The organism is Burkholderia sp. Bmkn7, from assembly GCF_041103175.1.
Taxonomy (GTDB): Bacteria; Pseudomonadota; Gammaproteobacteria; order Burkholderiales; family Burkholderiaceae; genus Burkholderia; species Burkholderia cepacia.
On the sequence record NZ_JBGCUH010000003.1, the window covers coordinates 2,233,535 to 2,254,372 of the forward strand.

Genomic DNA, 20,838 nt, shown 5'->3' on the forward strand with positions numbered 1-20,838 from the left:
AGGCTGGCACGCTTCTTGAGTTATAGGTTGCGATTGCAGATGCAGAACCTGATCGAGGACACCCCGTGAGCGATGCCACCACACTGTCGGTCGAAGGCTTTTTCGACCCGGCGACCCACACCGTCAGCTATCTCGTGCTCGATACCGCGAGCCGCGCATGCGCGCTGATCGACAGCGTGCTCGACTACGACCCGACATCCGGCCGCACGCGCACCGCCAGCGCCGACCGGCTGATCGCCCGCGTCGCCGAACTCGGCGCGGACGTGCACTGGCTGCTGGAAACCCACGTGCACGCCGACCACCTGTCGGCCGCGCCGTACCTGAAGAAACACGTCGGCGGCCGGATCGCGATCGGTTCGCACGTGCGCCGCGTGCAGCACGTGTTCGGCACGCTGTTCAACGCGGGCCCCGGCTTCGCGCACGATGGCCGCCAGTTCGACCGGCTGCTCGACGACGGCGATACGCTAGCGCTCGGCACGCTGACGATCCGCGCGATGCATACGCCGGGCCACACGCCCGCGTGCATGACCTACTGCGTCGACGACGCGACGCAGCGCGCGGCATTCGTCGGCGACACGCTGTTCATGCCCGACTACGGCACGGCCCGCTGCGACTTCCCGGGCGGCGACGCGCGCACGCTGTACCGATCGATCGCGCGCGTGCTCGCGCTGCCGCCCGACACGCGCCTGTACCTGTGCCACGACTACCAGCCGGGCGGCCGCGACGTGCAGTTCGTGACGACCGTGGCCGAGCAGCGCCGCGCGAACGTGCACGTGAAGGACGGAGTGACCGAGGACGATTTCGTCGCGATGCGTACCACACGCGACGCCACGCTCGCCATGCCGGTGCTGATGCTGCCGTCCGTGCAGGTCAACATGCGCGCCGGCCACCTGCCCGAGCCCGAAGACAACGGCGTGCGCTACCTGAAGATCCCGCTCGACGCGATCTGAGCGCCGGCGCCCCAACCGAGACCCCCGACATGACCTCCATCCGCAAGCTGACCGACGCGCTGTCGGTCTCGCCGCAGATCGCGGCGGCCGACCTGCCCGCGCTTCACGCGGCCGGCATCCGCGCGATCGTCTGCAACCGCCCCGACGGCGAAGGCGCCGACCAGCCGACCGTCACCGAAATCCGCGCGGCCGCCGCGCCGCTCGGCATCGACGTGCTTTACCTGCCGGTCGATACGGGCAAGGTGACCGACGACCAGGCCGCACAATTCGGCGCACTCGTCGCGTCGCTCGACGGCCCGGTGCTCGCGTACTGCCGCAGCGGCATGCGTTCGGCCACGCTGTGGGCGTTGTCGCAAGCCGGCCTGCGCCCGCTGAACGACATCGTCGCGACGGCCGCCGCGGCCGGCTACGACCTGCACGCGCTCGCGTCGCGTGTCGTGCAAGGCGGCAAGCAGGCGGCACCGGCCGTCGACGCGCGGCACGACATCGTGATCGTCGGCGCGGGCGCGGCCGGCATCGCAGTCGCGTCGAGCCTGCTCGCGCGCGACGCGTCGCTCGACATCGCGGTGATCGATCCGGCCGACGTCCACTACTACCAGCCGGGCTGGACGATGGTTGGCGCGGGCGTGTTCCGGCCCGAGACCACCGCACGCCGGATCACCGACGTGCTGCCGCGCGGCGTGCACCGGATCCAGGCCGCCGTTGCGGGCTTCGAGCCCGACGCGCACGCGGTCGTGCTCGACGGCTGCCGCCGCATCGGCTATCGCAAGCTCGTCGTGTGCCCGGGGCTCAAGCTCGACTGGCACGCGATCGAAGGCCTCGCCGATACGCTCGGCCGCAACGGCGTCACGTCCAACTACCGTTACGACCTGGCGCCGTACACGTGGGAACTCGTGCGCGCGTTCCGCGGCGGCAACGCACTCTTCACGCAGCCGCCGATGCCGATCAAGTGCGCAGGCGCACCGCAGAAAGCGATGTACCTGTCGTGCGACCACTGGCGGCGCGCGGGCCGCCTCGAGGCCGCGAACGTCGAGTTCCTGAATGCGGGCGGCGCCCTGTTCGGCGTCGCCGACTACGTACCCGCGCTGATGGAGTACGTGAAAAGCTACGACATCGCGTTGTCGTTCGGCCACAACCTCGTCGCGATCGACGGCCCGGCACGCCAGGCGACGTTCGCGCGCGCGCTGCCCGACGGCGGCAAGGAAACCGTGGTGCGCTCGTTCGACATGATCCACGTCGTGCCGCCGCAGAAGGCGCCCGATTTCGTGCGGTCGAGCCCGCTCGCCGATGCGGCCGGCTGGATCGACGTCGATCCGGCGACATTGCGCCATCGGCAGTACCCGGACATCTATGCGCTCGGCGACGCCACCAACACGACCAATGCGAAAACGGCCGCGGCCGCGCGCAAGCAGGCGCCCGTCGTCGCGCACAACCTGCTCGTGTCGCTCGGCCGCGCGCACGGCGACGCCGCATACGACGGCTACGGCTCGTGCCCGCTCACCGTCGAGCGCGGCAAGATCGTGCTCGCCGAATTCCTGTACGGCGGCAAGGTCGCGCCGACCTTCCCCGCGTGGCTGATCGACGGCAAGCGCCCGTCGCGGCTCGCGTGGCTGCTCAAGGAACGCGTGCTGCCGCCGCTCTACTGGAAGGCGATGCTCAAGGGCCGCGAATGGCTCGCGAAACCCGCGATCGCGCGTTGACCGGAGCCCGATGACGTCATGCTGATTTCCCTCGTACTGGGCGGTTTCGTCGGCGCCGTGCTCGGCCTGACCGGCGCCGGCGGCGGCATCCTCGCGGTGCCCGCGCTCGTCGTCGGCATGAGCTGGCCGATGCAGCAGGCCACGCCCGTCGCGCTCGTCGCGGTGGCCGGCAGCGCGGCGCTCGGCGCGCTCGAAGGCTTCCGCCGCGGACTCGTGCGCTATCGCGCGGCATTGCTGATGGCCGTGGCCGGCGTGCCGCTGACCACGCTCGGCGTACGGCTCGCGCACGTGTTGCCGCAGCGCCTGCTGCTCGCGCTGTTCGCACTGACGATGCTGATCGTCGCCGGCCGCCTGTTGCGGCAGGCGCTGCGGCAGGCGGTGGTCGATGCCGACGCGTCGCCGCTGTGCGTCGGCCGCGTGAATCCCGATACGGGCCGGCTGATGTGGTCCTGGCCCGTGGGCATCGCGCTGGCATCGACCGGCGCGATGACGGGCCTGATGACGGGGCTGCTCGGTGTCGGCGGCGGCTTCGTGATCGTGCCGATGCTGCGCAAGTTCACGAACGTGTCGATGCATGGGGTGGTCGCGACATCGCTGATGGTGATCGCGCTGGTCGGCACCGGCGGCGTGTTCGCGACGCTCGTGTCGGGCACGCGCGCGCCGCTCGACGTGACGCTGTGGTTCACCGTCGCGACCGCGCTCGGCATGGCTGCCGGTCGCGGCGCGTCGCGCCACCTCGCCGCGCGGCACGTGCAGGCCGGGTTCGCGGCCGTGCTTGTGTGTGTCGCGCTGGGGCTGCTGGCGAAAGCGGCGTTCGGCGCGTAATCGCGTACCGACCGGCGCCGACTCGACGCAGCTCGACGCGCAGCGCCTCCAGACAAAACGCCCGGCCGACTCGACGTCCGCACCGGGCGTTCTTTATCGCGGGCGCCACCGGCCAACGGCGCGACGCGCCGTCGTCGTCAAGGCAGATGCTGGATGGCCGTCAATTCGGCCTTTCGAGCCATTTGCGCAGCCTGCCGGCAATCCCGGATCGCTCGACATACCCCAGCGCCGAAACCGCACACATCATTCCGATTGCCGCATACAGCAGGGCCATTTCTCCGTTCCCTGCGATGTCCGGCCAGGCTGCCTGTGTCAGAACCGCAAGAACGGTCAATCCAGCCGCACCGCCCACGATGACCAGCATCGGCAATACCGCCCTCCGAGGAAGCAGCGTGCTGGCCCGATAGACCGGATACGAAAGCAGCATTGCCACGGGAAACGCAACCGTGAAAGCCACAGCGGAAAAAACGATCGAAACTTCGCCGAAATCCTTGACGGACACAATGCCGATCAACAAGCCTGCCACGATCGCGGCAGTCAGGCTTGCACCAAGCAATTCTGAAATCTTCAATTCCTTTCTCCCGTCGCGCCAGACAAAACGCCCGGCCCGACTCGTCGTCGGCACCGGGCGTTGTTCATGGCAGACGCCATTCACGCGTCAGGTCGCGAACCCCGCCATCCGCTTGCGCTCCTGGCGCAGCATCACGAAGTTCGCGATCACGACGCCGGCCGTCACCGCGACGATGAACAGCGTCGCGAGCGCGTTCATCTCCGGGTTCAGCCCGAGACGCACACGCGAGAACACCACGAGCGGCAGCGTCGTCGAGCCGGGGCCCGACAGGAACGCCGACAGCACGAGGTCGTCGATCGACAGCGTGAACGACAGCAGCCAGCCGGCGATCAGCGCCTGCGAGATCAGCGGCAGCGTGATCGTGAAGAACACCTTCAGCGGCGTCGCGCCGAGATCGAGCGCGGCCTCTTCCAGCGACGGGTTCAGCTCGCGCACGCGCGACTGCACGATGATCGCGACGTACGAGATGCACAGCATCACGTGGCCGAGCCAGATCGTGAAGATGCCGCGCTCGGCCGGCCAGCCGATCCACTTCGCCAGTTCGATGAACAGCAGCAGCAGCGAGATCCCCTGGATCACCTCGGGAATCACGAGCGGCGCGTTGATCATCCCGCTGAACAGCGCGAAACCGCGAAAACGCCCCATCCGCGCGAGCACGAAACCGGCCCAGGTGCCGATGATCACCGACGCGAACGCGGTCAGCACGCCGATCTTCAGCGACAGCCACGCGGCCGTCAGCAGCTCGTCGTCCTCGACCAGCGCCGAGTACCAGCGGAACGAGAACCCCGACCACACGGTGACGAGCTTCGACTCGTTGAACGAATAGACGATCAGGCTGATGATCGGGATGTACAGGAACGCGAAGCCGGCAAACAGCGCCGCGAACTGCAGGTAACGATTCGGCTTCATCGACGGCCTCCCTGCTCCTTCGCCTGGAAGTGCTGGAACATCGCCATCGGCACGAGCAGCAGCAGCACCATCGCGCAGGTCACGGCCGATGCCATCGGCCAGTCTGCGTTGTTGAAGAACTCGTTCCACATCACGCGGCCGATCATCAGCGTGTTCGCGCCGCCGAGCAGCTCGGGAATCACGTACTCGCCCACCGCCGGGATGAACACGAGCAGGCAGCCCGCGATGATCCCGTTCTTCGACAGCGGCAGCGTGATCTGCACGAACGCCTTCCACGGTTTCGCGCCGAGGTCGTATGCGGCCTCGAGCAGACGCAGGTCCATCTTCACCAGGTGCGCGTACAGCGGCATCACGAGGAACGGCAGGTACGAATACACCATCCCGATGTACACCGCGTAGTTGGTGCGATACAGCTCGATCGGCGTATGCGTGAGGCCGATCCACATCAGGAAGTTGTTCAGCAGCCCGTTGTTCTTCAGGATGCCGATCCACGCGTACACGCGAATCAGGAACGACGTCCAGAACGGCAGCATCACGCCCATCATCAGCAGGTTGCGGGTCGCCGGGTTCGAGCGCGCGATGTAGTACGCCATCGGATAGCCGATCAGCAGGCACAGCAGCGTCGTGATCGCGGCCACCCACACCGAGTTCACGTAGGTCGCGAAATACAGGCTGTCCGTGAACAGGAACGCGTAGTGCGACAGGTTCAGCGCGACGTGCACGACGCCGTCGGCGTACGACGCAAGCTCCGTGTACGGCGGGATGCCGAGCTGCAGTTCCGCGAAACTGATCTTGACGACCAGCACGAACGGCACGAGGAAGAACAGCACGAGCCACGTGAACGGGCCGGCCACGACCGCCGTGGCGCCCGTCAGGTTGAAGCGCCGCACCGGCCACGAGAGCATGGACTTGAACGAGGTCATGACGTCAGCACCACGCCGGCAGTCGCGCTCCAGCGCACGTAGATCTCGTCGCCGAGCGACGGCGTGTCGAGCTCCGAAATCGCGAGGCTCGACACGTTCGCGATCACCGTCTTGCCGCCGTCGAGCTTCACGTGGTACAGCGAATAGCCGCCCATGTACGCGACGTTGCCGATCCGGCCGCGCGCCCAGTTGAACGCACCTTCGGGCGGCTTGCGCGTGAGCGCGATCCGCTCGGGGCGCACCGACACCGTGACCGGCATCCCGAGCGGGCCCGAGATCCCGTGGCTCACGTACAACCGGCTCGGCAGCTCCGGCGATTCGATGTACACGTGGTCGGGTTCGTCCTCGACGGTCACGCCTTCGAACAGGTTCGTCGAGCCGATGAACTCGGCCGAGAAGCGGCTGTTCGGGTATTCGTACACTTCGTTCGGCGAGCCGATCTGCACGATCTGGCCTTCGCTCATCACCGCAAGGCGATTGGCCATCGTCATCGCTTCTTCCTGGTCGTGCGTGACCATGATGCAGGTGACGCCAACCTTGTTCAGGATGTTGACGAGCTCGATCTGCGTGCGCTGGCGGATCTGCTTGTCGAGCGCGGACATCGGCTCGTCGAGCAGCAGCAGCTTCGGGCGCTTGACCAGCGAGCGCGCGAGCGCGACGCGCTGCTGCTGGCCGCCCGACAGCTGGTGCGGCTTGCGCTTCGCGTACTTGCTCATCTGCACGAGTTCGAGCGCCGCGGCCACGCGTTCCTTCAGCTCGGCCTTCGGCGTGCCTTCCTGCTTGAGGCCGAACGCGACGTTCGACTCGACCGACATGTGCGGGAACAGCGCATACGACTGGAACATCATGTTCACGGGCCGCTTGTACGGCGGCATCTGCGCGAGGTCCTCGCCGTCGATCAGGATCTTGCCCGACGTGACCGTCTCGAGGCCCGCGAGCATCCGCAGCAACGTCGACTTGCCGCAGCCCGAGCTGCCGAGCAGCGCGAACAGCTCGCCCTGGCGCACGGTCAGGTTGACGCTGCGCACGGCTTCGGTGTCGCCGAATTTCTTGACGACGTCGACGATCTGGACAAAGTTCTCGGCGCGCGCATCGGCGCCGGAGGAGGAAACGGAGGACGGTGCGCCCGCGACCGGCGCACCCGACTGGCTATTCATGATGTGCTGCATCTCTCCTGCGTTGAACGAACAAAGCCCCCGGGGGCACCAGGGGCTTCATGACTGCTGGGAACGCCGGCTCGCGTCAGCGGCCCGACTTCAGCTCGGTCCACAGACGCGTCTGCAGACGCTGGATTTCAGGCGGCAGCGGCTTGAGCAGGAACAGCGTCTTCACGACGTCGGCCGGCGGATAGACGGCCGGATCGTTCGCGACGTCGGGCCGCACGTACTTGCGGGCCTCGGCGTTGGCGCTCGGGTAGTACACCGCGTTCGTGATCGCCGCGTGCACCTTCGGATCCTCGATGTAGTTGATCCACTCCAGCGCGGCTTCCTTGTTCTTCGCGTCCTTCGGGATCGCCATCACGTCGAACCACACCGGCGCGCCGCCCTTCGGAATGTAGTACTCGACCTTGTACGACTTCTTCGCCTCGATCGCGCGATGCTTCGCGATCACGACGTCGCCCGACCAGCCGAACGCGAAGCAGATGTCGCCGCCGACCAGGTCGTTGATGTAGCCCGACGAGTTGAATTGCGTGATGTACGGGCGGATCTTCTTCAGCACTTCCATCGCGGCCTTGTAGTCGGCCGGGTTCGTGCTCATCGGATCCTTGCCGATGTAGTGCAGCGTCGCCGCGAACATCTGGTCGGGCGCGTCGAGCACCGACACGCCGCAGGTCTTCAGCTTCGAGATGTTTTCCGGCTTGAACAGGATGTCCCAGTTGTCGAGCGGTACCTTGCCGAGCGCCTGCTGCGCCTTCGTCAGGTTGTACGCGAGACCGGTCGTGCCGTACGCCCAGGGCACCGAGAACTTGTTGCCCGGGTCCGCGCCGGCGACGAGCGCCATCAGCTGCGGATCGAGGTACTTGAGGTTCGGCAGCTTCGACTTGTCGAGCGGCGCGAAGATGCCGGCGGCGATCTGCTTGCCTGCGTAGTTGCTGGTCGGCACGACGATGTCGTAGCCCGAGCTGCCCGTCAGCAGCTTCGCCTGCAGCGTATCGTCGCTGTCGTAGTTGTCGTAGCGGACCTTGACGCCCGTCTGCTTCTCGAAGTTCGGGATCGTGTCCTTCGCAATGTAGTCCGACCAGTTATAGACATTGAGCTGCGTATCCTTCGCCGCTGCCGCCGATGCACCCACGCACAGCGCGAGCGCTGCGAACCGGCCCACTACCTTTGCTTTCATCCCGTTCTCCCTCCGGCCGGACACGTTGCCCGGCTGCCGTCTGCCTCGTCATGGCGGCGCATTCTGGCGCGCCGCCCCTCGAAAACCCCGAAAACTACCATCATTCGCGCCCCGTCACAAAAAAATCATGCCGGTGTCGCGCAAACGGAACAGATCTCCCGCTGCCGGCCGGTCAGGCGGCCCGTGCGGCGAGACGTTCCCGGGGAATTCTATCGGGTAATCGGCGGCTGTCCACCGGGAAAGACAGGCGGCGACGAAACCGCGTTCGCCGGCCGGACGCGAGCCGAGCGGCGGCTGCGCCCGAACCCGGCCGTACTGTCACGCCGCTGCACCGGTACGGTATGCCGGCCGCGCCCGTCCGACCGACCGGCCGCGATGCATTAAAATGGCGGCTGACGATTCAACTGCGTGAACCCCTCCGATGGCCTCCAATCTCCACGACCTGCCCGACAGCCCCTGCATCGGCGTGTGCTCGACCCTCTTCGACGAAGTCTGCAAGGGCTGCGGCCGCACGGCGGCCGAAGTGTCGAACTGGGTGTTCCTCAGCGACGACGAAAAGCGCGCGGTATGGGAGCGCATCCAGCGCGAAGGCACCGCGATGCGCTTCCAGTACGACAAGCTGTAAATCCGCCGCGCAAAAAAAGCGGCATGCAGACCGCCATGCCGCCAACCCCAACTCTGTTCTGTTTCTGTACCTGTTTCTGTTCGTTTCCCGCCGCGTCTAGAACTTCATCCCGACGCCCACGCCGACGATCAGCGGATCGATGTGCAGCGTGCCGATGCCCTTGTCGCCGAGCGTCGCATCGGTGCTCATCCAGATCTTCTTCACGTCGACGTTCATGAAGACCTTCTTCGTCAACTGCACGTCCACGCCGAACTGCAATGCCGGGCCGAAGCTGCTCTTGTTGATCGACACGCCCTGCCCGCCGACGTTGAGCCCGTTGTTGTAGAAGTACGTGTAGTTCACGCCCGCGCCGAAATACGGACGCACCTTGCCGGCATGGTTGAAGTGATACTGCAGCAGCAGTGTCGGCGGCAGCACGCCCACGCCGCCGAGATTGCCCAGGCTCGACGTCAGCTGGTGCCGCGACGTGCCGAGAATCAGTTCGACGCCGAGGTAGTCGCGGATCATGTACGTGAAGTCGAGCTCGGGCACGATCGCGTTGTTCACGCCGACGTTGAGCGCGCCCAGCGTGTCGCTCGCGCGTTCGTTCGGCTGGATGCTGATCGCACGCAGCCGGACCAGGACGTCGCCCTGGTTGATGCCTTCGCCCGGCGAAGCCGCGTGCGACAGCGACGGCATCGCGACGAAACTGGCCGCAACGGCGGCAGCGGTGACACAAGTTCGAATCGTTTTAAGCATGGTACGGACCCCCAAAGAATGGTTCCCATTCTCCTCGTAGGGTCTTTTCATGTTCTTGATATCCGTCAAGCCAGCGTAAACGTGGGACGGTTTGCCGCAGGCTCGGTCGCACAGCCCGTCAGCAGCAGGTCGAGCAGGTCGCGCACGCTGCGAATCGCAGGGCCGAACGGCAACGCCTCACGGCCGCGGAAGAACAGCCCGTTCGCGACGTCGCCGCGCAGCGCCGCCGCCAGCCGCGTGTCGATGCAGAAATGGCCGAACTTCTCGATGCCGTCGCGCAAGCCGCATACGCTCAGGCATTCGAGCGCGGTCGGGCAGCGCTGCTTCAGCGCGCCGAGCTTGCTGCGGATGCGCGTCTCGTTGCGCAGGTAACGATCGAGCCACGGCGTCTTCACCGCGCGCGCGGGCAGCCCCGTCACGCTGACGAATTCGACGATGTCGTCGGGCGTCGCATCGGCCAGCACGCGCTTGAATTGCGGATGCGCATCGCCCTCTTCCGTCACCGCGAACGGCGTGCCGACCTGCACGCCGTTCGCGCCGGCCTCGAGCGCCGCGCGCACCGTGTCGTGACTGTTGATCCCGCCCGCAACGATCAGCGGGATCGTTTCGCGTTCGATGCCGAGCGATGCCATCACCTGCGCGGTCTCGTCGAGCACGCGTGCGAAATCGAAACGGCGGTCGAGCATGTCGTCGATCTGCGTGACGCCGAGATGGCCGCCCGCATGCGCCGGATGCTCGATCACGATCGCGTCGGGCAGGCGCCCCTTCTTCATCCACTTCTTCAGCACGAGCGCGATCCCGCGGCTGTCCGACAGGATCGGGATCAGCGCGATGTCGTGTCCTTGCGTGAGATCGGGCAGGTCGAGCGGCAGGCCCGCGCCCATCACGATCGCATCCGCGCCCTCGTCGCATGCGACCCGCACGTAGTCCGCATGCGCGCTCACGGCCTTCATCACGTTGACCGCGATCATCCCGCGTCCTTCGCTGTAGGTCTTCGCAAGACGGATCTCGCGGGCGAGCGCCTCGAGGTTCGCGGCCTCGAGCGTCGCGCGATCGGGTTGCGCGCGGCAACGCGCGAGCAGGTCCGCATGATGGTGACGCAGGTCGATGCTCGCGATCGTGCCGACCGCGCCTTCGCGCGCGACGCTGCCCGCCAGCCGGTGCGCGGAAATGCCGACACCCATGCCGCCCTGCACGACAGGCAGCAAGGTGCGGCCGCGGATCGTCAGCGGCGGAAAGGAAGTGCGTACGGTCATCTGAAACCTCGTCGGAACATCGGAACCGCGATGATCGACGATCCACCGCCGCGCACCTTGACGACCGTCAATAAAAAAACGGCACCAGCGTGCCGTTTCCGGTTCGTGCGGTGCGAAGCGCTCAGGCAGGCTTCGCGGGCTTGAGCTGCATCGACTTGTACTCGAGATATTCCTCGAGCCCGTACACGCCGTTCTCGCGGCCATGCCCCGACTGCTTGTAGCCGCCGAACGGCGCGGCGCCGTTCCACGTGCCGCCGTTGATGTCCACCTGCCCGGTGCGGATACGGCGCGCGATGCCCATTGCGCGTTCGTCGCTGCCGGCCCACACCGCGCCGCCGAGCCCGTACGGCGAATCGTTCGCGATCCGCACGGCCTCGTCCTCATCGCGATACGTGATGATCGACAGCACCGGCCCGAAGATTTCTTCCTGCGCGATCGTCGATTTCGGATCGACGCGGCCGAACACGGTCGGCTTCACGAAGAAGCCCTTCGTGAGCCCTTCCGGCAGGCCCGTGCCGCCCGTCACGAGCTCCGCGCCTTCGTCGATCCCGCGCTGGATGTAGTCCTGCACACGCTGCTGCTGCACGGCCGACGCAAGCGCGCCGAGACGCGTCGCATCCTGCCGCGGGTCGCCCGCGACGTACGATTCGGCCGCGGCCTTCGCGATCTCGCGCGCTTCGTCGTAGCGCGCTTCCGGAACCAGCATGCGCGTGTGCGCCGAGCAGGTCTGCCCCGCGTTCAGGTAGCACGCGTTGACCGTGCCCTTCACCGCCGTCGCGAAATCGGCATCGTCGAGGATCACCGACGCCGACTTGCCGCCCAGCTCGAGCGCAACGCGCTTGACGCCCGCGGCCGCCAGCTCAGCGACGCGCTTGCCGGCGCGCGTCGAGCCCGTGAACGACACCATGTCGACGTCCGGATCGGTGGCCAGCACCTCGCCGACCACGGGGCCGTAGCCGCACACGAGGTTGAACACGCCGGCCGGCAGCCCGGCTTCGTGAATCGCTTCGGCAAGCATGAACGCGTTGAGCGGTGCGACCTCGGACGGCTTCAGGACGACCGTGCAGCCGGCCGCGAGCGCCGGCGCGACCTTCAGCGTCACCTGGTTGAGCGGGTAGTTCCACGGCGTGATCGCCGCGACGACACCCACCGGTTCGCGCACGACGAGCGAGTTGCCGACCTGTGCCTCGAACTCGAACGACTCGGCAAGCTTCGCGTACGCCTTCCAGTTGTAGATCGGGCCGCCGACCTGGATCGCGCGCGACAGCTTGATCGGCATCCCGACTTCGCCGGTGATCGACTGCGCGAGCTCCTCGCTGCGCGCCTGCAGATGCTCGACGATCTTGCGCAGGTAGCCCGCGCGCGTCGAGGCCGGCGTGGCCGCCCACGCGTCGAAGGCCGCGCGCGCCGCGCGGATCGCGTCCTGCGCGTCGGACGCGACGCCTTCCGGAATCCGGCCGATCACGGCTTCGGTGCCCGAGTCGATCACGTCGATCGTGCCGGTGCCGGCCGGCTTGCGCCACGCGCCGTCGATATAGAACTGGTCGTAGATTTTCATCGTTTTCCGCCTCCAGGAAAGCCGACATTCTAGCGAGCGTTTCGGCCGGCCGGTGTGACGATTGACAGCTATTGGAAAGGTCTTTAGCCTCGGCGCCTCATTCATCATAAGAAAGGAGAATGCCTTGAGCATCCTGACCAAAATCGAGGGCGGCTATCTTCAGGTATTGCGCGTGATCGTGTTGTTGTTCGCGACCGCGGTCCTGATCGGCGGGGTCATATTCGGCGCGATCGCACTCGATGCGCGCCTGTCGAAACCGCCGAAGGTCGATTCGGCCATCCAGGTCGATCCTGCATCGTTCGCGTGGGAGAACGGCGCAACCGCCAAGGCCACGCCGGCCGCCGACGGCGCGGCAGCGAAGGACGACAACGCGTCGCCCGCGCTGCGCCTGTCGACGCAACTGTCGGGCATCGTGCAGAAGCACGGCCGGGCGGCCCTGTCGCCGGACTACGCGGTCGATCGCGACGCGTACGAGCCGTCGTTCCAGCGCGTGCTCGGCGACGACGACCATCCGGACGTCGCGTACTACGAACAGCAGATCGCGTATCTCGACAAGGTGCTGTCACGCGCGGACGTCGCGGCAAGCGTCAAGAAGAAAGTCACCGGGCACGGCGACGAATATGCGCGCGAGCAGGCGTACACCGACGTCGTGTCGGCGGTCATGCGCGACTTCTCCGAGCGCTACGACGCACGCCGGACGGCGATCGACAACGAGAAGAAGGCCGCGGAAGAAACGGCTGCCGAGAACGGCCAGACCGCGCGCTTCGCCGGTGTCGCCGCGCTCGTCGCGCTGTATTCGTTCGTGTCGCTCGCGGTGCTGATCATCCTGATCCGCGTCGAGCGCAGCATCCGCTCGATCGCGCGCGCCACGCACACGGCGAACTGAACCCGCGCATCCGCCAGCCCGCGCGCCGGGCTGCGGGGGCCCGGCAACGGGCCCGCTTCGCGGCGCAAGCGGCCGCTTCCTGGTCGCTTCCTGGTCGCATCTTCCCGCGTCGTTCCTCACGCGCTCGCGCACTTTTCGTTCCCGCCGCCCCCTCATTCCGCCATCGGCCATCCGCGCCGGCGCAGCGTCCATTTCGCCACCGCCATGTCAGCATCCGCCCGGGTGCGCGGGCGGGCCCGCATCGTGCTATGTTTTTACTATCGGCACCGGCCCGTTGCAACCGGCGCCGCCCGGAATCGACGTATTTCGTGAGCGCTGCCATGTCCGACGCACCCCATACCCTCGGCTCGCAAGACCGCCTCGAGCTGCTTTGCTGGCTCACCTGCGGCAACCTCGGCGCGTTTTACCTCAACGAATCGTGGCCGGACGCCACGTTCCAGGTCCAGGCCGCGCACCGCTGGCTCGACCGCCATCACCGTCAGGCCGACTGGCTCGCGATCGCCAAGCTCGCGGCGCTCGCGCAGGACATCGCCAAGCGGCACGCCGGATTCGTCGATGCGTCGTGGGCGCGCGACGCGGTCGAGGAAATCGTCGATACCGACGACCTCGACTATCGGGCGAAACTCGTGCAATGGGTCTACGAAGACTGCTGCAAGGCGCTCGCCGACAAGCGGCTGGCCGATTGACGATCGGGACGGCACGCGTGCCGCCGCGCTCCTTTCGTTGACGGGAACGTCAGCCGGAAAGACTGACGGGGGCGGTACGTCGCGCACCGCACCCCGACCCGCGATGCGCGCTTACAGCAGCGATTTCGCCTGCGTCAGCACCTTGTCGCAGATCTGCCTGGTCACCTGCTGCTTCAGTCCGCCGCCGCTCAGGTCGAGCTTGCTGCCATTGCCGGCGTCGAGAACACCGCTCACGCCGCTGGTATAGCCGCTGTCGGACGACGCGTTGCCGCCGAGCTTGCCCATCAGCGCGTCCTTCACCGACGACGCACCGCCGGATGCCCCGCCGAGATAGTTGTTCTGGATGCAGAACTGCAGCAGGCCCGCGACGTTGCCGGTGCTGCCCGGCATCAGCGACGAACCGCCGCCGCCCGTCAACGCGCCGCCGATGCCGCCGAGGTTGCCGAGCGCACCACCCGCGCTGCCGCCCGAATCGCCCCCGCCGCCGACCTGCTTCAGGACATCGCCCAGCTGCGCATGCGCCACCGAAAACGGCGCGAGCAACCCGATCAGCGTACCGGCAATGGTCGCGCGGTATAGACGTGCATTCATGTGAAGCCTCCCGGTTGTGACTGCGTGAGTACCGTGAATCGAATCCAAGGATACTCAATCAACCCGTGCATGACAGCCTTCGGAGGCGGCCTGAAACGTCAGGCATCGTGATATCGCCACGATTTGACAAAGCTTGACGGCGCGCCGCGTGCGGACATGCCGGTGTTGCATCCGTGCGCGATCGCCCGCCCGGGTCGCCCACGCGCGCGAAGCGTCATAGAATCGTCGTCGCCGGCCGCCCGGACCCTCCGGCCCGATCTCGATCCCGAACATGAAGGACGCTCGCGTGATGCTTGCCCATCGATTTCTGCTGTTCGCCGGCGCAGCGGCCGCGCTGGGTTGCGGCGCCGGCACCGCCGGCGCGGCCACGGCCACGGCCGCCGCCGCATGCCCTTCGCCGTCGTTCGAGCGCTATCCGGCACCCGCCGCAAGCGCACCGCGCAAGCCGGCCGCGGCACCGCGCCTGACCACCCGGGAAGCCCGCCTCTACCGCACCGTCATTCGCGACGAATTCACGCAGCCGGCCAACTTTGCCGGCCACTACCGCGTCGCGACCTGGGGTTGCGGAACGGATTGCCGGAATTTCGCGATCGTCGACAAGTACACGGGTGCGACGTACACGATGCCCGGCGTACAGGCCATCGCAGGCGTAATGGGCAACGACGAGGAGCGCGTCGATTTCCGGCCCGGCAGTACGCTGCTGATCGTCGCGGGCTGCTTCAACGACGACTGCGACTACAACGACGCGAAGGCGGCCCGGTTCTTCTACGAGTGGACCGGTACGCGCTTGCGTCGGGTCGGCACCTGTCCATTGGCCATCGAGCCGCGCGAGTAGCCGGTAGCCGGCTGCCGCTCGCCGCGACTTGCGCTATCGTTCCCCCGGTACACCTTGAACGGCGCACCCACCTGCGATGCCCATTTGCCTCAGTTTCGATGACGGCCCCGGCCCGTCGACGCCCCTCCTGCTCGACGTCCTGCACGCCGCGTCGTGCCGCGCGACCTTCTTCCTGCTCGGCCGGAATCTGGCAGGCGCGCTCGATGTGGCCGCACGCATGGCACGCGAAGGCCACCGGCTCGGCAATCACACCCGTTCGCACGCGAAGCCGGGCACGCTGTCGGACGACGCGTTGATCGACGAGATCGAGACGACCGACGCGCTGATCCGCGATGCCTACCGCGAGGCCCGCGTGCCCGCGCCGGATGCGATCCCGCTGCGCCTGCCTTATGGACTGATGCCGCAGGACAGTCGCGCCCGCGTGCTCGCACGGCTGCAACGCGAACACACCGGCTGGACCGCGATCCTCGACGACTGGCAGCGGCCGGCGCCGTCGCCGCAGGCGCTATTCGACGCGATGTGCGCCCATGTCGACGCCAGCACGTCACGGCAGCGCGACGTGCTGTTCTGCATGCACGACGGATCCCGGCACGGCGAGGCGCGGCCCAACACGGTCGAAGCCGTGCGCCTGTTCCTGAATCGGCCGCGCTGACGCGGCATCCGGCCGGCGTCAGGGCGCAGCGCCATCCAGCAACTGCCGCCAGCCGCCGAGAAAACCGATGCCGGGCCCCGGCACCCACAGGCCGCGCTGCGCGGCTTCCAGGTGAATCAGCGTCTGGTCCGCGCAGAACAGGGCCGTCAGCGCGTCGCGGCGGTCATGCATCCAGTCAGGCACGGCATCGGGCCGCGTCGCCGCATAAGCCCGCAGGCCGGCGTCCCAGCGGCGCGCGTCGAATACGAAGCGATCGTCTCGGCCCGCATCGCGCGACAGCGCAAACAGCGCAAACGCCGCTTCGAGCCACTGCGCGCCCTGCCCAACGTCGTCGAAATCGAGCACGCCGTTCACGGCGCCCCCTACGTACAGCAGGTTGCCCGCGTGATAGTCGCCGTGCAGCCAGTGCACCGTCCCCGTCAGCCAGCGTGCGGCAGCGTCGAGATGCGCGCCGATCCGACGGATCATCGTCCCGTACCGGTCGCTCAGGTTCCCCGGCAACGGCGGCGCGGCACGCGCGGCTACGCGTGCGTGCCGCGCCGACAGCCAGGCCAGCGGCGCCGATTCGGTCACGGGAATCGCCGCCAGCGCCGCATGCAGATGCGCGAGCGCACGCATCGCGTCGATCGCGCCCGCCTCCGCTTCGGGCGGCAGGCCGGGGCTGCCGTCGATATGCTCGAACAGATGCAGCCAGCTTCCGTCAGGCAGTCGCACGCCGGATTGCGCGTCGACGGTCGGCCGCAGGCGCGGCAGCGCCGGCAGCATCGGCGCCGCCCGCGTATCACCGAGATGACCGAGTATCGCCGCCTCGCGATCCACCTGCCCGACCGGCTTGCCGGACCACGACACGCGCAGCACCGCGCGCCCCGCGTCGCACTCGACGAGATACGTTTTGTTAGTATGGCCCGACGCCAGCGCCTGCAAGCGTGCAGGCCCGATGTTCCAATACCGGTGAAGCCACGGTTCCAGCGTTTTCACGTCACTCCTACTCGTTGCATTGACCATGTCAGAGCGTCCTTCGGCCCGCATGCGGGACATCAACATCGAATGGCTGACGCGCGCCGCCGAATTCGACCACCTGTTCCAGACGCGCTGGCTCGGCGAGCGCTTCTTCCACTTGCCCGGCGACATGCTCGCGCTCCAGGAACTGATCTGGCGCGAGCGTCCCGACTGCATCGTGCAGACCGGCATCGCGGCGGGCGGCGGCGTCGTGTTCTCCGCGTCGATGCTGGCGCTGAACGGCGATCGCGGCCGTGTCGTCGCGATCGAGCCGCGCCTGCGCGACGACGTCAGGCAGCGCCTGCAGTCGCATCGGCTCGCCGATCGCATGGTGCTGATCGAAGGCGAGTCGTGCGCGGCCGACACGCTCGCATCGGTGTGCGCGCAGATCCCGCAGGATGCGCGCGTGATGGCGATCCTCGACCTCACGCATACCCACGCACACGTGCTGCGCGAACTCGAATGCTATGCGCCGCTCGTGACGCCGGGCAGTTACGCGATCGTGATGGATACCGTGATGGAATACCTGCCCGCGTCGATGTTCGACGGCAAGCCGTACGGCAAAGGCAATAACCCGGCCACCGCCGTGCGCGACTATCTCGGCCGCGACGACCGGTTCGAGGTCGACTACGACATCGAAGACCGCGTACTCATGACGCTGTCGCCAGGCGGTTTCCTGAAGCGAGTTCGCTGATCAGGCGCGCGGCCTCCGCCGAGCCGTCACGCGCGTAGCTCGCACGGATCCGCGCCGCCTGCTCGCGCAACGAACCGGGGCGCAACAGGCCCGCGAGCGCATCGGCAATGTCGGCCACGCCGGCGCGCTGCAGATCCAGCACGCGCCCCGCGCCGGCCCGCTCGACGAAGTGCGCCGAATGAAACTGGTCGTTGCAGAACGGCGACAGCAACATCGGCACGCCGCATGCAAGCGATTCCATCACCGAATTCGCGCCACCATGGCTGACGAACGCGTGCGTGCGTCGCAGCAGCGCCAGTTGCGGCACGTAACGCACCGCGATGACACGCGCGTCGCCGGCCGGCAGCAGATCCGCATCGACCAGCTCGCCCACCGACAACACCAGTTGCGCCGGCGTCGCACGCGCCGCCTCGATGACTTTCGCGAACACATCGGGATGGTAATAAAGCTGGCTGCCGAGCGACATGTAGACGAGCGGACGATCGGCATCGAGGCGCTCCCACGGGAACGGCGTCTCGTCGCCACGCGGGCCGGACGGCAGCGCGGGGCCGACCAGCTCGACACCGGGCGGCGGCGCGCCGACCAGCGCGTCGGTCGTGAACGCGAGCGTCAGGTGCGGCGACAGGATGTCGCAACCGCGAAAGCGCGCATCGAGCCCGTAGCGCGCGAACAGCCGGGTGCGTTCCGGCGCCAGCCATCGCACCGTGCGCAGCAATTCGGAGTCGAGATCGTCCGGCAGCACCGGATTCAGCGAATTCGACATCGCCACCCACGGCAGCCCCTCCAGCTCGGCGGCGATCGCCGCCGCATAGAGCAGCGGATCGATCACGACCACGTCGGGCCGCCAGTCGCGCAGCACCGCGCGGATGCCGTCCACCTGTGCGGGCGCCAGGTCGATCAGCAGCGTGCGGATCCAGTGCCGCAGCCAGTCCGCGTCGCGGATGTTCGCGGCAAAGCTCGCGCCGCGCGACAGGTCGTGACGCTCGGGTGTCTCGCGCGGCCCGACGAACGCGAAGCCGCCGGCGCCGTCGAGCTGGGCGCTGATGTCGGCCGGCGCATAGAACGCGACGTCGCAACCGGCGGCGCGCAGGTGCTGGGCCGGGCCGATGCACGGATTGACGTGCCCTTTCTCGGGCACCACGCAGAACAGGATGCGTTTCATGAGTGGCTCAGGTTGGGCGATGCGCGGCATCGAGGGGAGTGTCGAGGCGGTTGAAATGATCTAGGATCAGCGACAGCGTCGTCCACAGCACGCGTTCGTTGTCCGTTTGCAGCGTGGGCGCGTCCAGACCGAGCGTGTCGGCCAGCGCGCGCGTGCGGTCGCGATCGAGCAGCGTCGCGAGATCCATCGCCGGGGCGAGCCGCCCGCGCTTGGGGCCATGCACGAGCCGGTCCGGCAGGTTCAGGCGCGCACCGAGATCGCGCAGGCATTGCTTGTCCGGATCGGGTGCGATGCTGGTCAGATGCGCGACGACGGCATCGTCGACGAACGGCGGATGCAGGTCGACCGACGCCGCATCGAACAACGCATGGCACAGCGGCAGATAGTTGGCCGACTGGTCGCGGCGCAGCACCTGGTCCGCGCCGTCGCCGGTGATGGCCACCTCGACGCCGTCCGCGGCCATCGCCTCGGCCAGCAGCAGCTTCGCGACCGGATGCAGGTTGAACATCGGCTCCTCGACCGCATGGGTCGTTCTCGGCAGCGCCGCGACGAAATCCGCCTCGTTCACGCGCACGAGCTTCACGTTCGCCTGCATCTGCCCGGCCAGTTCGAGTGCCGCATCGCGTTCGCAATAGTCCGGCATGTCGGTCACGAGGATGTAGGACGTCACGTGCCGCTGCGCGCCGAGTTCGCGCAGCAGCGCAAGCAGCAACGCCGAATCGAGCCCGCCGCTCAACGCCAGCGCAACGCGCTTGCCGCTGTCGAGCGCACGTTGCAGCGACGCGCGCAGCACGGTTTCCAGATCCGCGTGCTGCGGCCGCCCGGGTACCGGCTGAACGGCCAGCCCTTGCGGCGAACGGATCAGCGCATGGCCGGGCGGCACCGCGCGCACGTCGCGCAGCACGGTGCGGCCGGCCAGACGCTCGCCGCTCAGGTAGCCCGCGATGGCCGCCGCGTCCGGCTCGCCGGCCGGTTGCGCCGACGCGCGCAGGACGGCCCGGATGCCGGACGCCGCCGTGCCGCTGCGCGGATGGTAGTGAAGCCGGTCGAAGCCGAACAGGTCGCGCGTGCCGACGATCATGGATAACGAGCCTTCAAGGAGTCCACTTCAATGCGTTTGAGGATGCGATGCGGCGCCACCGGCGCGCTGCCGCCCTGGCAATGCAGGCACGCTTCGAGCGGCGCCTCGCGTTGCAGATAGGCGAGCATCGCGTCGAGCATGCCCGCGTCGTCGCGCAGCGGCAGGCCGTCGGATCGAAAATCCTTCTCGCCCTTGTAGAGTGTGTGGAAATGCGCCGGACGCGTGCACGTGTAGAACATGCCGTCGCGAATCATATGGCAGCGCTCGCGAATCCAGCAATCGTGATAAAGGCGCTGCGCGGCGTCCCGGTCGGTGCCGGGCTGTGCACGGTTCATCGTCGTGAACACGTCCTGCACCTTCCAGTTCAGGCGCACGTCGAAGCGCGCGGCCTGGTGCTCGATGTGCGCGACCAGGTCGGCCGAAAGCGACGGCTTCGGATAGCGCGAGATCGTCAGCGCATCCACCGCCTGCCAGAACGCATCCGTCATCTCGCCGAGCTTCAGGCCATTCGTCGTGACGGAGATCACGGGCGCGATACCCGTGGCGCGCACGCGCCCGACGAGCTCGACGAGCGCCGGATGCAGCAGCGGTTCGCCGCCGACCAGCTTGAACATGCGCGGGCGCAGCACCTTCGCCGCACGGCGCAGGTCGGCCTCGAGCGATGCAGGGCTCGCGTACCACTCGGGCAGAAGCGGCGACAGCGAGCAGCATTCCGCGCACGTCAGGTTGCAGTGGTCGACGATATGCGCTTCCAGCGAGCGCGTCAGGACACGCCCGTCTTCGACACGGTAGTCGCGATCCAGCGGCGGCGGAAATACGTGCTGCCGCTCGCTCGGCGGCGACGTCGAAGGCGACATCCG

22 protein-coding genes are annotated in these 20,838 nt (G+C 67.5%); 9 read left to right on the plus strand and 13 right to left on the minus strand.

Annotated features, from left to right (window positions below; genetic code table 11):
• Positions 1-65: 65 nt before the first annotated feature.
• Genes AB3K92_RS31920 through AB3K92_RS31930 form a run of 3 tightly spaced genes read left to right on the plus strand, consistent with a single transcriptional unit; the run spans position 66 to position 3,475 of the window.
• The gene (locus tag AB3K92_RS31920) at positions 66-950 is read left to right on the plus strand and encodes an MBL fold metallo-hydrolase (protein WP_059495849.1); all 885 of its coding nucleotides are present in this window, start codon (positions 66-68) and stop codon (positions 948-950) included.
• A 29-nt stretch (positions 951-979) separates the two neighbouring features.
• Positions 980-2,650 carry a TIGR01244 family sulfur transferase gene (locus AB3K92_RS31925; RefSeq protein ID WP_369466564.1) on the plus strand — a complete coding sequence of 557 codons (1,671 nt, stop codon included), beginning with the start codon at positions 980-982 and terminating at the stop codon, positions 2,648-2,650.
• A gap of 18 nt (positions 2,651-2,668) precedes the next feature.
• Entirely contained in the window at positions 2,669-3,475 is an 807-nt protein-coding gene (locus AB3K92_RS31930) for a sulfite exporter TauE/SafE family protein (protein ID WP_059488400.1), read from the plus strand.
• A 160-nt stretch (positions 3,476-3,635) separates the two neighbouring features.
• Here AB3K92_RS31930 and AB3K92_RS31935 read toward each other — a convergent pair whose 3' ends face one another.
• From AB3K92_RS31935 to AB3K92_RS31955, 5 genes are all read right to left on the minus strand, one after another.
• Complete coding sequence (locus AB3K92_RS31935; RefSeq protein ID WP_369466565.1) at positions 3,636-4,046, minus strand: hypothetical protein; 411 nt, start codon at positions 4,044-4,046, stop codon at positions 3,636-3,638.
• A gap of 87 nt (positions 4,047-4,133) precedes the next feature.
• The gene (locus tag AB3K92_RS31940) at positions 4,134-4,955 is read right to left on the minus strand and encodes an ABC transporter permease subunit (protein WP_027787300.1); all 822 of its coding nucleotides are present in this window, start codon (positions 4,953-4,955) and stop codon (positions 4,134-4,136) included.
• Positions 4,952-5,878 carry an ABC transporter permease subunit gene (locus tag AB3K92_RS31945; RefSeq protein WP_027787299.1) on the minus strand — a complete coding sequence of 309 codons (927 nt, stop codon included), beginning with the start codon at positions 5,876-5,878 and terminating at the stop codon, positions 4,952-4,954. Before AB3K92_RS31945 ends, AB3K92_RS31940 begins: the two co-directional genes overlap by 4 nt.
• Positions 5,875-7,035, minus strand: coding sequence for an ABC transporter ATP-binding protein (locus AB3K92_RS31950; protein WP_048022911.1), 1,161 nt, complete (start codon positions 7,033-7,035; stop codon positions 5,875-5,877). The genes AB3K92_RS31945 and AB3K92_RS31950 overlap by 4 nt, the downstream gene beginning before the upstream one ends.
• An 85-nt stretch (positions 7,036-7,120) precedes the next feature.
• Positions 7,121-8,215: a polyamine ABC transporter substrate-binding protein gene (locus AB3K92_RS31955; protein ID WP_027787297.1), complete on the minus strand. Its 1,095-nt coding sequence runs from the start codon at positions 8,213-8,215 to the stop codon at positions 7,121-7,123.
• A 421-nt stretch (positions 8,216-8,636) separates the two neighbouring features.
• Between AB3K92_RS31955 and AB3K92_RS31960 the strand changes: the two genes are divergently transcribed.
• Entirely contained in the window at positions 8,637-8,840 is a 204-nt protein-coding gene (locus AB3K92_RS31960) for a DUF1289 domain-containing protein (protein WP_021159754.1), read from the plus strand.
• Between the two features lie 96 nt (positions 8,841-8,936).
• On the opposite strand, the gene AB3K92_RS31965 is transcribed toward AB3K92_RS31960, so the two are convergent.
• From AB3K92_RS31965 to AB3K92_RS31975, 3 genes are all read right to left on the minus strand, one after another.
• Complete coding sequence (locus AB3K92_RS31965; protein ID WP_021159755.1) at positions 8,937-9,578, minus strand: OmpW family protein; 642 nt, start codon at positions 9,576-9,578, stop codon at positions 8,937-8,939.
• A gap of 65 nt (positions 9,579-9,643) precedes the next feature.
• Positions 9,644-10,834, minus strand: a complete 1,191-nt coding sequence (locus AB3K92_RS31970; RefSeq protein WP_369466566.1) for an NAD(P)H-dependent flavin oxidoreductase — start codon at positions 10,832-10,834, stop codon at positions 9,644-9,646.
• Between the two features lie 121 nt (positions 10,835-10,955).
• Complete coding sequence (locus AB3K92_RS31975; RefSeq protein ID WP_048022815.1) at positions 10,956-12,392, minus strand: aldehyde dehydrogenase family protein; 1,437 nt, start codon at positions 12,390-12,392, stop codon at positions 10,956-10,958.
• A 124-nt stretch (positions 12,393-12,516) separates the two neighbouring features.
• On the opposite strand from AB3K92_RS31975, the gene AB3K92_RS31980 reads away from it, so the two are divergent.
• Entirely contained in the window at positions 12,517-13,278 is a 762-nt protein-coding gene (locus AB3K92_RS31980) for a hypothetical protein (protein WP_059488392.1), read from the plus strand.
• A 320-nt stretch (positions 13,279-13,598) separates the two neighbouring features.
• The gene (locus tag AB3K92_RS31985; protein WP_027787292.1) at positions 13,599-13,964 is read left to right on the plus strand and encodes a hypothetical protein; all 366 of its coding nucleotides are present in this window, start codon (positions 13,599-13,601) and stop codon (positions 13,962-13,964) included.
• 111 nt (positions 13,965-14,075) lie between these two features.
• On the opposite strand, the gene AB3K92_RS31990 is transcribed toward AB3K92_RS31985, so the two are convergent.
• Positions 14,076-14,555, minus strand: a complete 480-nt coding sequence (locus AB3K92_RS31990) for a DUF2501 domain-containing protein (RefSeq protein ID WP_060326316.1) — start codon at positions 14,553-14,555, stop codon at positions 14,076-14,078.
• Between the two features lie 286 nt (positions 14,556-14,841).
• Between AB3K92_RS31990 and AB3K92_RS31995 the strand changes: the two genes are divergently transcribed.
• Positions 14,842-15,390: a hypothetical protein gene (locus AB3K92_RS31995; RefSeq protein ID WP_155629116.1), complete on the plus strand. Its 549-nt coding sequence runs from the start codon at positions 14,842-14,844 to the stop codon at positions 15,388-15,390.
• A gap of 76 nt (positions 15,391-15,466) precedes the next feature.
• A complete protein-coding gene (locus AB3K92_RS32000) occupies positions 15,467-16,042 on the plus strand; it encodes a polysaccharide deacetylase family protein (RefSeq protein WP_021159762.1) in 576 nt (191 codons plus the stop codon).
• Between the two features lie 18 nt (positions 16,043-16,060).
• On the opposite strand, the gene AB3K92_RS32005 is transcribed toward AB3K92_RS32000, so the two are convergent.
• Entirely contained in the window at positions 16,061-17,047 is a 987-nt protein-coding gene (locus tag AB3K92_RS32005; RefSeq protein WP_369466567.1) for a phosphotransferase, read from the minus strand.
• On the opposite strand from AB3K92_RS32005, the gene AB3K92_RS32010 reads away from it, so the two are divergent.
• Positions 17,046-17,735 carry a cephalosporin hydroxylase family protein gene (locus AB3K92_RS32010; protein ID WP_059488385.1) on the plus strand — a complete coding sequence of 230 codons (690 nt, stop codon included), beginning with the start codon at positions 17,046-17,048 and terminating at the stop codon, positions 17,733-17,735. The genes AB3K92_RS32005 and AB3K92_RS32010 overlap by 2 nt on opposite strands.
• Here AB3K92_RS32010 and AB3K92_RS32015 read toward each other — a convergent pair.
• From AB3K92_RS32015 to AB3K92_RS32025, 3 genes are read right to left on the minus strand one after another with little or no spacing between them, the layout of a single operon-like run.
• Positions 17,692-18,897 carry a glycosyltransferase gene (locus AB3K92_RS32015; RefSeq protein WP_059621725.1) on the minus strand — a complete coding sequence of 402 codons (1,206 nt, stop codon included), beginning with the start codon at positions 18,895-18,897 and terminating at the stop codon, positions 17,692-17,694. The two genes, AB3K92_RS32010 and AB3K92_RS32015, sit on opposite strands and share 44 nt — an antisense overlap.
• A gap of 7 nt (positions 18,898-18,904) precedes the next feature.
• Positions 18,905-19,978, minus strand: a complete 1,074-nt coding sequence (locus AB3K92_RS32020) for an asparagine synthase-related protein (protein ID WP_059653055.1) — start codon at positions 19,976-19,978, stop codon at positions 18,905-18,907.
• Positions 19,975-20,835: a 4Fe-4S cluster-binding domain-containing protein gene (locus AB3K92_RS32025; protein ID WP_104767982.1), complete on the minus strand. Its 861-nt coding sequence runs from the start codon at positions 20,833-20,835 to the stop codon at positions 19,975-19,977. Before AB3K92_RS32025 ends, AB3K92_RS32020 begins: the two co-directional genes overlap by 4 nt.
• Positions 20,836-20,838: the final 3 nt, after the last annotated feature.

Excerpts from the sequence above, each read along its gene's own strand:
- AB3K92_RS31925 (WP_369466564.1), top strand. The coding sequence starts at position 980 with ATGACCTCCATCCGCAAGCTGACCGACGCGCTGTCGGTCTCGCCGCAG.
- AB3K92_RS31930 (WP_059488400.1), top strand. The coding sequence starts at position 2,669 with ATGCTGATTTCCCTCGTACTGGGCGGTTTCGTCGGCGCCGTGCTCGGC.
- AB3K92_RS31940 (WP_027787300.1), bottom strand. The coding sequence starts at position 4,955 with ATGAAGCCGAATCGTTACCTGCAGTTCGCGGCGCTGTTTGCCGGCTTC.
- AB3K92_RS31945 (WP_027787299.1), bottom strand. The coding sequence starts at position 5,878 with ATGACCTCGTTCAAGTCCATGCTCTCGTGGCCGGTGCGGCGCTTCAAC.
- AB3K92_RS31950 (WP_048022911.1), bottom strand. The coding sequence starts at position 7,035 with ATGAATAGCCAGTCGGGTGCGCCGGTCGCGGGCGCACCGTCCTCCGTT.
- AB3K92_RS31955 (WP_027787297.1), bottom strand. The coding sequence starts at position 8,215 with ATGAAAGCAAAGGTAGTGGGCCGGTTCGCAGCGCTCGCGCTGTGCGTG.
- AB3K92_RS31960 (WP_021159754.1), top strand. The coding sequence starts at position 8,637 with ATGGCCTCCAATCTCCACGACCTGCCCGACAGCCCCTGCATCGGCGTG.
- AB3K92_RS31965 (WP_021159755.1), bottom strand. The coding sequence starts at position 9,578 with ATGCTTAAAACGATTCGAACTTGTGTCACCGCTGCCGCCGTTGCGGCC.
- AB3K92_RS31970 (WP_369466566.1), bottom strand. The coding sequence starts at position 10,834 with ATGACCGTACGCACTTCCTTTCCGCCGCTGACGATCCGCGGCCGCACC.
- AB3K92_RS31975 (WP_048022815.1), bottom strand. The coding sequence starts at position 12,392 with ATGAAAATCTACGACCAGTTCTATATCGACGGCGCGTGGCGCAAGCCG.
- AB3K92_RS31985 (WP_027787292.1), top strand. The coding sequence starts at position 13,599 with ATGTCCGACGCACCCCATACCCTCGGCTCGCAAGACCGCCTCGAGCTG.
- AB3K92_RS31990 (WP_060326316.1), bottom strand. The coding sequence starts at position 14,555 with ATGAATGCACGTCTATACCGCGCGACCATTGCCGGTACGCTGATCGGG.
- AB3K92_RS32000 (WP_021159762.1), top strand. The coding sequence starts at position 15,467 with ATGCCCATTTGCCTCAGTTTCGATGACGGCCCCGGCCCGTCGACGCCC.
- AB3K92_RS32010 (WP_059488385.1), top strand. The coding sequence starts at position 17,046 with ATGTCAGAGCGTCCTTCGGCCCGCATGCGGGACATCAACATCGAATGG.
- AB3K92_RS32005 (WP_369466567.1), bottom strand. The coding sequence starts at position 17,047 with ATGGTCAATGCAACGAGTAGGAGTGACGTGAAAACGCTGGAACCGTGG.
- AB3K92_RS32015 (WP_059621725.1), bottom strand. The coding sequence starts at position 18,897 with ATGAAACGCATCCTGTTCTGCGTGGTGCCCGAGAAAGGGCACGTCAAT.
- AB3K92_RS32020 (WP_059653055.1), bottom strand. The coding sequence starts at position 19,978 with ATGATCGTCGGCACGCGCGACCTGTTCGGCTTCGACCGGCTTCACTAC.
- AB3K92_RS32025 (WP_104767982.1), bottom strand. The coding sequence starts at position 20,835 with ATGTCGCCTTCGACGTCGCCGCCGAGCGAGCGGCAGCACGTATTTCCG.